This is a genomic window from Chitinimonas sp. BJB300, assembly GCF_002735695.1.
Taxonomy (GTDB): Bacteria; Pseudomonadota; Gammaproteobacteria; order Burkholderiales; family Chitinimonadaceae; genus Chitinimonas.
The window spans coordinates 13,459-25,991 of sequence record NZ_PDZH01000009.1 but is presented as its reverse complement, the minus strand read 5'-3'; the positions used below and the strand labels follow the sequence as shown (position 1 = coordinate 25,991).

Below are 12,533 nucleotides of genomic sequence, written 5' to 3'. Positions count from 1 at the left end.
TCTGAAATGCTGTTTCAACGTTTTGTGCACGCAGCAGCGAGCCGGCTTTTGCCGTCAACGCGTGTTGCGGTGGCCTATTCTGGCGGCCTCGATTCCACCGTACTGCTTCATCTGTTCTTGCGCCTGCGCGCCAGCCAGTCTTTCGATCTGCAGGCATTTCATCTTCACCATGGCCTGAGTCCCAATGCGGATGCATGGCTGGCGCATTGCGCGCGCGTGTGCGAACGAACGGCGGTGCCCTTTTCGTCGTCGCGGGCGGATCTAAGCCATATTGCCGGCGCAAGCTTGGAGGCGCGGGCGCGTACGGCACGTTATCAAGCCTATGAAATGCTGAACGCAGAACTGGTGGTATTGGCGCATCACCAGGACGACCAGGCCGAGACGGTGTTGTATCGTCTGGCCCGTGGTGCGGGGGTGCAGGGTGCTGCCGGGATGCCGGCGATGCGTCCACTTGGGGCGGGAAAGCAGATTTGGCGGCCATTGTTGGCAGAGCCGCGGTCAGCCTTACTTGAGTATGCGCAACAGCACGAACTGAGCTGGGTTGAAGATGAAAGCAATGTGCTGGTCGATTATGACCGTAATTTTCTACGTCATGTTGTGGTGCCGCCATTGGTAAGCCGGTTTCCCTCGGCGCAGGCTGCGCTTGCCCGTGCGGCACGGCACTTTTCAGAGGCTGCAGGGTTGCTGGATAGTCTTGCTAAGATGGATGCGGTGGATGAGGCGCCCAGTCTTGACATGGCCCGGTTACGTAGCCTGAGCGAAGCGCGGCAGCACAACCTGCTGCGTTGGTTTCTAGCCAAGCATGCGTTGTGGCTTGAGGAGCGGCAGTTGACGGTGTTGCTGGGTCAAGTACTGCATGCGCGAGAAGACGCGACTCCCTTTCTGCGCCTCGGTGATGTGGCTGTGCGGCGTTACCGGGAGCGCCTGTGGGTAGCGCCTTTGCCACCCAATGTGCAGGCAACCGAGTTGGGGTTGGATGGCCTGTTGCCTACAAACTGGGGTGGTCAATTAAGCTGGTCTCGCCAGGCGGGGGGGGTGGCTGACGCGTGGCGTGATGGATTGGTTGCGCGGCCCCGAATGGGGGGGGAGCGGTTGCGGCCGCGGACGGGTGGACCTACTCGTCCCGTGAAAGACTTGCTGCAAGAGGCTGGGGTGCCACCGTGGTTGCGAAGCTATTGGCCGTTGATTTGGCGAGGCGACGTGTTGGTGGCGGTTGCTGGGATCGCAGTGGCGGCACAGTGCCAGGACGAGTGTGGCTGGTGGCCGCGCTGGCAACCTGAGGGCTGGCCTGATGCACCTTAATACCAGAGGCAGTCCGTTGCTGGTATGGGCGTAAGGTAAGAAAAAGCCGCATCTCTCAAGGATGCGGCTTTTTATTTCTGCCCTGCTGGCTTGTTTGCCGATTCAGCGAGTTACCAGAGTATTTCTGATGCGGTGAGGTACAACGTAGTGGCCTGTAGCAGGGCACTCGGGCTGGTTTTAGGAGGTAGGGCTCTGCAGGATGGGTGTTACCCCGAGTTCACGTAGCCGCCGCATGATGAGTGCAGCTTCTTCGCGGTTTTTGAACGGCCCGACCTGAACCCGGGTTTCTAGGCGTGCGGGGATGCCTGCTCCGTTTAGCTTCTCAATGAGTTTTTCGGCGTTGGTGCCGCTTTGAAATACACCGGCCTGCACGGTGTAGCCTCTGCTGCCTGCTGGCAGTACGCCGGCAGCCAGGGCTGTGAAAGTATGTTCCGGCGTGGGTTTTACGGGTTGTGCGGCGCGTTGGGGTGGTGGTGGCGGTAAGACAGCCGTGGGCGCAGGTGTCTTAAAGGTGGGGGAGGGCTTGTTATCGGCCAATGGCATGGCTGGCGGTGGGTTTGGCCGCACCAGTGGGCGGGGCTGCGGTTGAGCTGGTTCGGTCGCAGAACCGCCATCCGGGTCGTCAGGAACAGGTGCTGCCTTGTAGTGGTGCTTGGGCGTCATCTTCTCCGTGGTCGCCTTTTCGGTTGGTTCGGTGAGAGGTGCCTTTTTTTCTTCAGTATGTGGGTTGTTGAGAATGGGGTTGCTCGGCACGGTGGGCTCTGGCGCGACATCGCCCAGGGCGAGTGGTGACGTACTTGCGCTGTCTGGCGGCGTTGTCAGCACTTCGGAGGGCGTGGATTCCGCAATGGGTGGTGAGCTGGGAAGGGCTTCCGTTTTTGATACGGCGGCAGTAGGTGGCGCTGATTCGGCTTGAAGGGGATTGATCGCTGGGCCGTTCTCGTGGGCGGGAGGGTTGCCTTCTAGTCGATTGAGCATCGTGATGGCGATAGCGACACCAACGATCAGGCAAATGGCAATGGCCAAGCGCTGCATAAGGCGCTGCCGTATTTCGCGTTGCTCTTCATGGTCCTCTTGCGTAGGCGGAGGATGCGCTCGGCTGGGGCTGGGGCGAATCGCACTCATGTTCTTGTGCGCCCGTTAGGGCGCTCTCCCTGAGAGTTTGCGTTGACCGGCTGCTAGGGCCTTGAGCGCCGCAACAGCAAAGCTGGTAGAATATTCGGTCATTTTTATACCGACAAGCTGCTTGGTTGTAGTGCAACCCGGCTTGTGGTGCGAAATTATCTGCTTTTTAGTTTTCCTTCTACGAAATAATCGGAGTTAGACCATGGTTGTTGAACGTACCCTATCCATTATCAAGCCTGATGCTGTTGCTAAGAACGTGATCGGCCAGATCTACTCACGTTTTGAAAATGCGGGTTTGAAGGTTGTTGCTGCCAAAATGAAGCAATTGTCGCGTGCCGAAGCCGAAGGCTTCTATGCTGTGCATAAGGAACGTCCTTTTTTCAATGACTTGGTTAGCTTCATGATCTCCGGTCCTGTCATGATTCAGGCATTGGAAGGCGAAAATGCCGTTCTGGCTAACCGTGATCTGATGGGCGCTACCGACCCGAAGAAGGCGGACAAGGGCACGATCCGTGCTGACTTCGCTGATTCAATCGATGCCAATGCAGTGCATGGTTCCGATAGTGCTGAAAATGCAGCGATTGAGATCGCCTACTTCTTCGGTACCGAAGTTTACGGTCGCTAAGCGTATATTCTGGCTATGTCTATCAATCTGCTCGACTTTGACGCCACACGTTTCGCTGCCTTTTTGGCCGAGCGCGGGGAAAAGCCGTTCCGCGCCAAGCAGCTGATGCGATGGATACATCATTTTGGTGTGTCTGATTTCGCCCTGATGACGGACATTGCCAAGACTACGCGTGAAAAGCTGGCGGCGGAGGCAGTTATTACTCCGCCCAGCTTGATGTTGGAACAAGCTTCGGAGGACGGTACTCGCAAGTGGTTGCTGGATGTGGGGACCGGCAATGGGGTCGAAGCCGTGTTTATCCCTGAGGATGATCGCGGTACCTTGTGTGTTTCCAGTCAGGTTGGATGCGCGCTTGATTGCACCTTCTGTTCCACTGGTCGACAAGGTTTTAATCGAAACCTCAGCACCGCCGAGATTATCGGCCAGCTGTGGTGGGCCAACAAAGCGCTTGGCCGCGATCCCAAGGGTGACCGGATAGTATCCAATGTCGTGATGATGGGGATGGGCGAACCACTGGCGAATTTTGACAATGTCGTTGCCGCCATGCGCTTGATGTTGGACGATAACGCCTACGGTTTAAGCCGCCGCCGTGTGACGTTGTCTACTTCGGGTCTGGTGCCACAAATGGACCGATTGCGCGAGGCCTGTCCGGTTGCGTTGGCGGTTTCGCTACATGCGCCTAACGATGCCTTGCGCGATGAGATTGTCCCAATTAACAAGAAATACCCCCTCAAGGCGTTGATGGCTGCGTGTTTGCGTTACTTGGAAAAGGCGCCGCGTGACTTCATTACCTTCGAATACGTTATGCTGGATGGCGTCAATGACACCTTTGAGCATGCCAAGCAACTGGTTGCCTTGGTAAAAGATGTACCGTGCAAATTTAATCTGATTCCGTTTAATCCTTTCCCCAATTCTGGCTATGGTCGATCGAAGCCTGATGCAATTCGTCGTTTTCGCGATCATCTTATTCAGGCGGGCTATATCGTGACAGTGAGAAGGACGCGCGGTGATGATATTGATGCTGCCTGCGGCCAGTTGGCGGGACAGGTTAAGGACAAAACCAAACGGACTCTGCGATTGGCGGCAGAGTAAGACCACGCAAGCTATACAACTAATAAGGGACTAAGGCATGAAATACGGCTTGATTGCTGCACTGTTGCTAAGTTTGTCTGTGTCTGTACAGGCGGAGGATAAGCCAGACCGTAACCAATTGCCGCGGTTGCGTACCGAACTCGCAGCAGGTTATTACGCGCGTGGTCAATATGATGTTGCGCTGCAGGAGATCGATAAGGCGCTGGATGCGGACTCCCGCTACCCCACCGCCTACTACGTGCAGGGTTTGGTCTACTCAGATCTACGTGAGTTTGACAAGGCGGACAAGAGCTTCCGGCGCGCAATTTCCCTTGATCCAGAGGAGCCGAATGCGAACCATAATTACGCTTGGTTCCTTTGCAGTAAGCGTAAAGCCTACCGGGAAGCCATGACTTACTTTCGTGTTGCGCTAAAGAACCCTCTGTACAAAACCCCTGAGCGGTCTCAGCTGCAGGCAGGCCTTTGTGCGCTGAAGATGGGGGATGTGGCGACGGGTGCCGATCTTCTGCGCAGGGCGGAGAGTGTGCGGCCGGATGATCCGCAGACGCTGTACGGCTTGGCGCTGGTAGCCTATATGGGTGGGGATATGGATGGCTCGCGGACCTTGTTGTCGCGTGTGGCCCGTTTAGGTGGCAGCCCTAGCCCTGAGGTAATGTGGCTGAATGTACGTTTGGAACACAGACTTGGAAATGCTGACAATGCGGCTGGTTTTGGTAAGGAATTACGCACGCTTTTCCCAGACAGCGAAGAGGCTGGTTTGCTGGCCTCAGGTAAGTACGACTGAATTTTCTATTAATACAACCGCGCCGGCAAGCTGCCCGAGATGAGCCAAGATCAAGCGCCTACCCCCTCTCTTACTGAGTTGGCCAGCCCAAACCCGACTGCTGGAGCCATATTGGCCGCACAGCGTCGTCAGCTTGGGCTGTCAATTGAAGATGTTTCCGCCAAGCTCAAGCTTTCGCACCGCCAGATAGAGGCCCTGGAGACGGATCGCTATGATGCGTTGCCGGGAAATACCTTTGTCCGTGGGTTTGTCCGCAACTATGCGCGGCTATTGCAGATTGATGCACAGCCACTCATTCATTATCTGAACAGCCATTTGCCAGTGGAGGAGCCCCAGGCCGCGTTGCCCCGCTTGCAGAATGAGGTGTTACCCACTTTGCGTCCTGATGGCGTAGCGAGTAGGTCGGCCTTCCTGCTGGCCATGGCTGGCAGTTTGGTGGTGGTGTTATTGGTTTTTGGTGGTTACTGGTATGTACGAAATTCGCGCTCTGAGCCGGTGTTGACCCTGCCGGCAAATAACCAGCCTGTTGTATTGTCGTTTCCCGCCACAAGTCCTGCACAACCGGAGGTTCCAGCAGGCATTGGGGTAAAGGAATCTACTCAGTCAACGGTGTTGCCTGCCGGACAGGCTTCGGCCACGTCTGCGTCACCTGTTGTGACGATGATCGCGCCGTTGATAACGACTGTGCCCAGTACGCCTGCGGGTGTTGGGCCGGGTAATGTGGTGGTGTCTGGCCCGGCCAATGTCGCTGCGGTGGTTACGCCAGCGGCACCGCTGCTTGCAACGACGCCTGGTGTTCAAGCACAGTCAAAAGCGGCGATTCGTATTGTGGCCAAGCAAGAAAGCTGGGTGCAGATTACCGATGCAACCGGCCAGCGTTTGATCAATGAGTTGATACCTGCGGGCCAAGCTCGTGTAACAGAGGGTAAACCGCCTTATCAGGTACGGATCGGCAATGGCCGCCAGACTGAACTCTACTACAAGGGCAAGGTCACTGATCTGGGCCCTTATATCAAGGTCGATGTGGCCAATCTGGAATTGAACTGATTTCCCAATGAGTAAATTACCCCGCCGTATTTCCCGCCAGGTCATGGTTGGTCAGGTGCCGCTTGGTGGCGATGCCCCTGTGGTTGTCCAATCGATGACCAACACCGATACGGCAGATGCCGCTGGTACGGCTCAGCAGGTTTTTGAGCTATGGCAAGCCGGCTCGGAAATTGTCCGAATTACTGTTAATTCGCCGGAGGCGGCGGCGCAGGTTGCTGAAATTCGCCGCCAGTTGGATGCCATGGGTTGCAATGTGCCCTTGATTGGCGACTTTCACTTCAACGGTCATAAGTTACTTACCCAGTATCCGGATTGTGCGGCTGCATTGGGCAAGTACCGTATCAACCCGGGCAATGTAGGTAAGGGCGCCAAGCGGGACGAGCAATTTGCCGCGATGATCGATATGGCGATCAAATATGGTAAGCCTGTACGCATTGGCGTGAACTGGGGAAGCCTCGATCAAGCCAAGATGGCAAGAATGATGGATGAGAACGCAAAGCGTCCTGATCCGTTGCCAGCCGATGCATTGATGCGTGAAGCGTTGATCCAGTCGGCCTTGGAGAGTGCTGCCCAAGCGGAGCAGCTAGGGTTGCCGGGCAACGCTATCACCATCTCCTGCAAGGTTTCCGACGTGCAGGATCTGATCAAGGTCTATCGCGACCTTGGTAGCCGGTGTGATTATCCACTGCATTTGGGGCTGACTGAGGCAGGCATGGGTTCCAAGGGCATCGTTGCATCAACGGCGGCGCTCTCTGTGTTATTGCAGGAAGGTATCGGCGATACCATACGTGTTAGCTTGACGCCTGAACCGGGCGAATCCCGTACCAAGGAAGTCGTGGTGGCACAGGAAATCCTGCAAACCATGGGTATCCGGTCATTTACCCCCCTGGTAACGGCATGCCCGGGTTGTGGGCGAACGACATCGACTTTTTTCCAGGAGCTGGCGCAGAAGATCCAGCGCTATCTGCGTGAGCAAATGCCTGTTTGGCGGGCAGATTTTCCGGGTGTTGAAACCATGAGCGTTGCGGTCATGGGTTGTGTCGTGAATGGCCCCGGTGAATCAAAACTTGCCAATATCGGCATTTCGCTTCCCGGTACGGGCGAAGTGCCGGTAGCACCGGTTTTTGTCGATGGCGCGAAGACCGTCACCTTGAAAGGCGAGGGTATTGCCGAGGAGTTTCAGGCTATCGTCTTCGATTATGTCCGTACCAATTACAGCAAGGGCGGTAAGCTGCGTCGCCAGCTTGATACGCCCAAGATCATCCCGCTCAAGAACGTCTGATTATTTATCTCATGGCTGAAAAGTTTCAAAGCATCAAAGGTTTCTACGACATTCTGCCTGGGCAAACTGCCCTGTGGCGCAAGCTCGAAGCAGTCACTAGCCAAGTGTTGGCCCTGTATGGTTATCGCTATATCCACTTGCCTATTGTCGAACCGACCGGACTGTATGTACGTGGTGTCGGCGAGCATACCGATATCGTTGAAAAGGAAATGTATTCCTGGACTGATGCGCTCAATGGCGACAGGCTGACATTGCGCCCTGAAGGTACTGCGGGTTGTGTGCGTTCGGTGATTGAACACAGCCTTACGTACAATGGCCCGCAACGGCTTTGGTATATGGGCCCGATGTTCCGGCATGAGAATGTTCAGAAGGGGCGTCAGCGGCAGTTCCATCAAGTTGGTGTGGAGGCGTTTGGTTACGACGGCCCGGATGTGGATGCAGAACAGATAGTGATGTTGGCGCGCCTCTGGAAAGCCCTGGGTATCACGGATGTTGAATTGCAGATCAACACCATTGGTGATGCAAATGAGCGTGCTGCTTATCGCCAAGCCTTGATTGCCTACTTTGAACAGCATGCAGAATTACTGGACGAAGATGCCAAGCGCCGTTTGCATACCAATCCGCTCCGTATTTTGGATAGCAAGCATCCCCGCATGCAAACCATGATTGAGGCGGCGCCCAAGCTGTTTGATGTATTGGGTGCAGAATCGCGCGCGCATTACGATGGGCTGTGCCAATTGTTGACAGATGCTGGGGTGCCCTACACCTTGAATACGCGGCTGGTGCGTGGCCTGGACTACTACAATCGCAGTGTGTTCGAGTGGGTGACCACCAAGCTTGGTGCGCAGGGCACGATTGCTGGGGGGGGGCGTTACGACAGTCTGGTTGAAACTTTGGGTGGCAAACCAACGACTGCCTGTGGTTTTGGCATGGGTATGGAACGGGTATTGCTGCTGATGCAGGAGTACGGTGTCAGTGCCAGTGATGCGCCTGATGTTTATCTGGTGAATGCCGGTGAGCAAGCGCAACGGCAAGCACCGCAGCTGGCCGAGCAATTGCGCGATGCTGGATTGGCGGTGGCGGTGCATAGCGGTGGTGGCAGCTTCAAGTCGCAGATGAAGAAGGCCGATGGGTCTGGCGCACGCTTTGCCGTCATTCTGGGCGAGGATGAGATTGCTGCCGGTGCTGCGGTGATCAAACCATTGCGCGAAGGTGGTGAGCAACGTAGCGTGCCGCAGGCTGAACTTGCTGTGGCTTTGATGGCCTGACGCCATGCACCAGCAAAAGCTGAAGGTTTCGCTCAAGCTTTTTGTGCTCGACATCATCGGGGCTATCTTGGCCGCTTTTGGTTTGTTGGGTGTGGTGGGTGAAGGCGGGCAGGTTCACCCCTGGCTGGCCGACCGGGCTCATGGTGCCATCTTGGTGGTGGTGGGATTGGGCCTGATGGCTTGGTTCATGTTCGATCTTTTCAAACGTATCCGTGCGCAGCGTCAGTCGCGCACTCGTCAACATACTAGCTAACGGAAACACGCAAGATGGCCGCATTTGATTTGCAGGAACAGGAACAAATCGCCGAGATCAAAGCTTGGTGGACGCAATGGGGCAAGCTGCTGATTACAGTGGCGGTGGCGCTGTTGGTGGCCTATGTGGGTCAGGCTGCTTGGAAGGCTTATCAACAGTCGCAAGGCGAGGCTGCAACGACAGCCTATGGGACTGTGGAGAAAGCCTTCCAAGCCAAGGATGCTGCCAAGACCCGAGCTGCTGCAGACACCATGGCCAAGCAGCAGCCCGGCCATGCCCTGACTAGCCGCGCTATGCTCCTGGCAGCCAAGGCGGCTCATGATGGCAAGGATTTGGATAAGGCGCGCACTGCGCTTGAATGGGTGGTTGCGCACGGCAACGAAGACGGTGTGGTGGATGTTGCACGTTTGCGTTTGGCTGCTGTGTTATTGGATCAGAAGCAGTTTGATGCTGCCTTGAAAACATTGGATAAACCCAAGTCCGATACGTTTGCTGGCCAGTTTTCCGATGCACGTGGCGATGTGTTTGCGGTGAAAGGTGACTTCCCTGCTGCCCGCAAGGCCTATGAGTTGGCGCGCTCCCAATTGGAAAAAGATTCGCCCGCGCGTGAGTTGATTGAGGTCAAGCTTTCCTCGTTGGGGGCGGCTAAGTGAAGCAGTTATTGGTTTTGGGTCTGACCGGCCTGTTGGTTGCCTGTGCTGGCACGGATAACAGCCCGGTGCCGACCGAGCTGAAGGCGATTCAGCAGACGGCTACGCTGACCCCCTTGTGGGATAACAGTTTCCCATCGGCAAACTTGTTTCGGCGCGCTTATGAGAAGCTATGGGCAGGCGAGCCGCCTAAGTCAGTGCTGTTCCGCTTTGCACCTGACGTAACCGGTAGCGCCATCTACATGGCGGATGTGCGCGGCGTCGCGGGTTTTGGCAGCACCGATGGGCGCTTGTCGGTGAAAGTAGAGAGTGAGAAGCCATTGGCTGGCGGCATTGGCGCTGCTGATGGAGTGGTGGCCGCGGGTACATTGAAGGGCGAGCTATTCGCCTGGGATACCGATGGCAAACTCAAGTGGCAGGTACGGGTGCCCAGCGAGGTCATCTCGCCGCCGGTGATCGCCGAAGGCGTGGTGGTGGTACGTACGATTGATGGCCGTATCACCGGCTTGAATGTGAATGACGGAAAGCAGCGTTGGCAGTTTCAGCGTACTCAGCCGGCGCTGATCTTACGTAACTATGCCGCCATGACTGTCGCCGATGGTGTGGTCTACGCCGGTCTGTCAGCGGGGCATCTTGTCGCTTTGTCTCTGGCGGATGGCCGGGTGCTGTGGGAATCACTGGTTGCCCAACCCAAGGGGGCAACGGAGCTTGAGCGCATCAGCGATGTGACTTCCGCGCCGGTAGTCGACAATGGTCAAGTCTGTGCGGTGGCTTTCCAAGGGCGTGTTGCGTGTTTTGCGGTCAATAATGGCTCGCTGTTATGGGCGCGTGATATTTCCAGCTATGCGGGCTTGGCGATTGATACCAACCACGTTTACGTTACCGATGATGTCGGCACCATCCAGGCGTTTGAGCGCTCGGGCGGACGTAGCCTCTGGAAGTCCAACGAATTGTATGGCCGACGTGTGAGCGGTCCGGTGCCGATTGGTGACTATATTGCAGTGGGTGACTTTGAAGGTTATGTCCACCTAGTTGCCGCGGCGGATGGTCGTCTCGTTGCTCGGCAGCGCACCGATAAAAGCCCCATTGTCGTCGCACCAAGGGTGATTGGCGGGCGATTGTTGGTACAAACCCAGGCGGGTGGTTTATTCGCCTTTGGCCTGAAGTAAGACTGATCGACACGGTTGTTTTCGTATTGCGCTGTATTGGATAGGGCAAGACGTGATGCAGGTTCGTGTGGGCTGCAAGCAAAAGAAAAGTTGTTAGGAAAATAATGAAACCCACGATTGCCCTGGTCGGTAGACCTAATGTCGGTAAATCCACACTGTTCAACCGGCTTACCAAAAGCCGTGATGCGCTGGTGGCCGACCAGCCGGGCTTAACGAGAGACCGCCACTATGGTCATGGAAAAGTAGGTAGCAAGCCCTATCTAGTGGTTGATACAGGTGGTTTTGAGCCGGTAGCTGACGATGGCATCTTGCATGAGATGGCGCGACAGACCTTGCAAGCGATTGATGAAGCTGACGCCGTCGTGTTCATCGTTGATGGCAGGGTGGGCCTTACCCCGCAGGACAAGCTGATTGCCAATCGGCTACGGCAGCTCGACCGGCCCGTTCGTCTTGCGGTCAACAAGGCAGAAGGCATGCCGTCGAATGTGGTTATCGCTGAATTCTTTGAGTTGGCATTGGGTGAACCCTGGCCGATTTCAGGTGCCCATGGCGAAGGTGTGCGTAGCCTTGTTGAAGACTTGCTGGACGGGTTTGAGGTTGAAGTCGAGGAAGAAGAACTTGATTACCCTAAATTCGCCATCATTGGCCGTCCCAATGTTGGGAAGTCGACGCTGGTAAATGCCATCTTGGGCGAGGAACGGGTCATTGCGTTTGACCAGCCGGGTACAACGCGCGATTCGATTTATATTGATTTTGAGCGGAATGCCCGCAAATACACAGTTATCGATACCGCCGGTGTGCGTAAACGCGCGAAGGTGGATGAAGTGATCGAGAAATTCTCAGTCGTGAAGACCATGCAAGCGATTGAAGATGCCAATGTGGTGGTGCTGGTGTTGGATGCGCGCCAGGATGTTGCCGAGCAGGATGCGCATATCGCAGGGTTTGCGTTGGAAGCTGGCAGAGCCATGGTGGTGGCGGTCAATAAGTGGGAAGGGTTGGATCTTTACTCGCGTGACCAGGTAAAGCGCGATATTGCCCGTAAGCTTGGTTTTCTGGATTTCGCCCGCTTCCACTATATATCTGCGTTGGAAGGGCAGGGGGTGGGTGATCTTTTTGCCAGTATCGACGCGGCTTATAAGGCTGCCATGGCAAAGCTGCCCACACCGCGTCTGACACGTGCGATGCAGTTGGCTATGGAAAAGCAGCAACCGCCACGCGCTGGTTTGATTCGACCAAAGTTGAAATATGCGCATCAGGGCGGCACCAATCCGCCTGTTGTGGTGGTTCATGGTACGGCGCTGGAACATATTCCAACCAGTTATTGGCGTTACCTGGAACATTCTTTCCTGAAGATGTTCAAACTCCAGGGCACGCCATTGCGGGTGCAGTTTAAGAAGAGTGAAAACCCCTATGACACCAAGCCGGGTGAGTTCAAGCCGGACCGTAAAGGTGTAATGCGGGGTGAACACAAGCCCGGTATGGAAGTTGTCAAACGGGTTCGCAAGAAAACTGGCTGATCTTGTTTGTGCTTGGCGGAAAAGCTGCTAAAAGTGACATTAAGATAACCAAGATCGGTTTGCGCAGGAAAACAAACTTGACGGATTTCCGTCGTTTTTTAATTGCATAGTGGAGAATTACCAATGAGCGCTAAAGGGCAAATGCTACAAGACCCGTTTTTGAATATCCTGCGCAAGGAGCATGTGCCGGTTTCGATCTATCTGGTTAATGGCATCAAGCTGCAAGGCCAGATCGAATCCTTCGATCAGTACGTAGTATTGCTGCGGAACACGGTGACTCAGATGGTTTACAAGCACGCTATTTCTACCGTTGTGCCGGCCCGACCTGTGTCTATTCCGTATGACAAGGACAACGCCGCCGCCCCGCCGGTTGCTGAAGCCTGATCAAGCCCGATCAAGTCAGCGCGGGGCACTTCGGG

The 12,533-nt window shown here is 55.6% G+C and carries 13 protein-coding genes; 12 read left to right on the top strand and 1 reads right to left on the bottom strand.

The annotated features are described in order from the left end of the window. Positions 1-6: 6 nt before the first annotated feature. Positions 7-1,302, top strand: a complete 1,296-nt coding sequence (tilS, locus tag CSQ89_RS02745; protein WP_158228880.1) for a tRNA lysidine(34) synthetase TilS — start codon at positions 7-9, stop codon at positions 1,300-1,302. A gap of 177 nt (positions 1,303-1,479) precedes the next feature. Here tilS and CSQ89_RS02740 read toward each other — a convergent pair whose 3' ends face one another. Further along, positions 1,480-2,427, bottom strand: coding sequence for an SPOR domain-containing protein (locus CSQ89_RS02740; RefSeq protein WP_099404663.1), 948 nt, complete (start codon positions 2,425-2,427; stop codon positions 1,480-1,482). A 202-nt stretch (positions 2,428-2,629) separates the two neighbouring features. Between CSQ89_RS02740 and ndk the strand changes: the two genes are divergently transcribed. From ndk to hfq, 11 genes are all read left to right on the top strand, one after another. Further along, the gene (gene ndk, locus CSQ89_RS02735; RefSeq protein WP_099404662.1) at positions 2,630-3,052 is read left to right on the top strand and encodes a nucleoside-diphosphate kinase; all 423 of its coding nucleotides are present in this window, start codon (positions 2,630-2,632) and stop codon (positions 3,050-3,052) included. A 15-nt stretch (positions 3,053-3,067) separates the two neighbouring features. Beyond that, complete coding sequence (rlmN, locus tag CSQ89_RS02730) at positions 3,068-4,144, top strand: 23S rRNA (adenine(2503)-C(2))-methyltransferase RlmN (RefSeq protein ID WP_099404661.1); 1,077 nt, start codon at positions 3,068-3,070, stop codon at positions 4,142-4,144. Between the two features lie 37 nt (positions 4,145-4,181). Then, positions 4,182-4,928 carry a type IV pilus biogenesis/stability protein PilW gene (gene pilW, locus CSQ89_RS02725; protein WP_099404660.1) on the top strand — a complete coding sequence of 249 codons (747 nt, stop codon included), beginning with the start codon at positions 4,182-4,184 and terminating at the stop codon, positions 4,926-4,928. Between the two features lie 39 nt (positions 4,929-4,967). Beyond that, complete coding sequence (locus CSQ89_RS02720) at positions 4,968-5,975, top strand: RodZ domain-containing protein (RefSeq protein WP_099404659.1); 1,008 nt, start codon at positions 4,968-4,970, stop codon at positions 5,973-5,975. A 7-nt stretch (positions 5,976-5,982) separates the two neighbouring features. Then, the gene (gene ispG / locus CSQ89_RS02715; protein WP_099404658.1) at positions 5,983-7,257 is read left to right on the top strand and encodes a flavodoxin-dependent (E)-4-hydroxy-3-methylbut-2-enyl-diphosphate synthase; all 1,275 of its coding nucleotides are present in this window, start codon (positions 5,983-5,985) and stop codon (positions 7,255-7,257) included. Positions 7,258-7,268: 11 nt separating this feature from the next. Beyond that, positions 7,269-8,525: a histidine--tRNA ligase gene (gene hisS, locus CSQ89_RS02710; RefSeq protein WP_099404657.1), complete on the top strand. Its 1,257-nt coding sequence runs from the start codon at positions 7,269-7,271 to the stop codon at positions 8,523-8,525. A 4-nt stretch (positions 8,526-8,529) separates the two neighbouring features. Then, on the top strand, positions 8,530-8,778 hold the full coding sequence (locus CSQ89_RS02705) for a hypothetical protein (protein WP_099404656.1): 249 nt from the start codon (positions 8,530-8,532) through the stop codon (positions 8,776-8,778). A gap of 14 nt (positions 8,779-8,792) precedes the next feature. Further along, positions 8,793-9,431 carry a YfgM family protein gene (locus CSQ89_RS02700; RefSeq protein WP_099404655.1) on the top strand — a complete coding sequence of 213 codons (639 nt, stop codon included), beginning with the start codon at positions 8,793-8,795 and terminating at the stop codon, positions 9,429-9,431. Further along, entirely contained in the window at positions 9,428-10,597 is a 1,170-nt protein-coding gene (gene bamB, locus CSQ89_RS02695; RefSeq protein WP_099404654.1) for an outer membrane protein assembly factor BamB, read from the top strand. Before CSQ89_RS02700 ends, bamB begins: the two co-directional genes overlap by 4 nt. Before the next feature lie 104 nt (positions 10,598-10,701). Further along, the gene (gene der, locus CSQ89_RS02690; RefSeq protein ID WP_099404653.1) at positions 10,702-12,114 is read left to right on the top strand and encodes a ribosome biogenesis GTPase Der; all 1,413 of its coding nucleotides are present in this window, start codon (positions 10,702-10,704) and stop codon (positions 12,112-12,114) included. Between the two features lie 123 nt (positions 12,115-12,237). After that, positions 12,238-12,498 carry an RNA chaperone Hfq gene (hfq, locus tag CSQ89_RS02685; RefSeq protein ID WP_099404652.1) on the top strand — a complete coding sequence of 87 codons (261 nt, stop codon included), beginning with the start codon at positions 12,238-12,240 and terminating at the stop codon, positions 12,496-12,498. Positions 12,499-12,533: the final 35 nt, after the last annotated feature.

What these genes read in the sequence shown, in the direction of transcription:
- ispG (WP_099404658.1), top strand. Translation starts at nt 5,983, where the DNA reads ATGAGTAAATTACCCCGCCGTATTTCCCGCCAGGTCATGGTTGGTCAG.
- CSQ89_RS02740 (WP_099404663.1), bottom strand. Translation starts at nt 2,427, where the DNA reads ATGAGTGCGATTCGCCCCAGCCCCAGCCGAGCGCATCCTCCGCCTACG.
- pilW (WP_099404660.1), top strand. Translation starts at nt 4,182, where the DNA reads ATGAAATACGGCTTGATTGCTGCACTGTTGCTAAGTTTGTCTGTGTCT.
- CSQ89_RS02705 (WP_099404656.1), top strand. Translation starts at nt 8,530, where the DNA reads ATGCACCAGCAAAAGCTGAAGGTTTCGCTCAAGCTTTTTGTGCTCGAC.
- hfq (WP_099404652.1), top strand. Translation starts at nt 12,238, where the DNA reads ATGAGCGCTAAAGGGCAAATGCTACAAGACCCGTTTTTGAATATCCTG.
- CSQ89_RS02700 (WP_099404655.1), top strand. Translation starts at nt 8,793, where the DNA reads ATGGCCGCATTTGATTTGCAGGAACAGGAACAAATCGCCGAGATCAAA.
- rlmN (WP_099404661.1), top strand. Translation starts at nt 3,068, where the DNA reads ATGTCTATCAATCTGCTCGACTTTGACGCCACACGTTTCGCTGCCTTT.
- CSQ89_RS02720 (WP_099404659.1), top strand. Translation starts at nt 4,968, where the DNA reads ATGAGCCAAGATCAAGCGCCTACCCCCTCTCTTACTGAGTTGGCCAGC.
- tilS (WP_158228880.1), top strand. Translation starts at nt 7, where the DNA reads ATGCTGTTTCAACGTTTTGTGCACGCAGCAGCGAGCCGGCTTTTGCCG.
- der (WP_099404653.1), top strand. Translation starts at nt 10,702, where the DNA reads ATGAAACCCACGATTGCCCTGGTCGGTAGACCTAATGTCGGTAAATCC.
- hisS (WP_099404657.1), top strand. Translation starts at nt 7,269, where the DNA reads ATGGCTGAAAAGTTTCAAAGCATCAAAGGTTTCTACGACATTCTGCCT.
- ndk (WP_099404662.1), top strand. Translation starts at nt 2,630, where the DNA reads ATGGTTGTTGAACGTACCCTATCCATTATCAAGCCTGATGCTGTTGCT.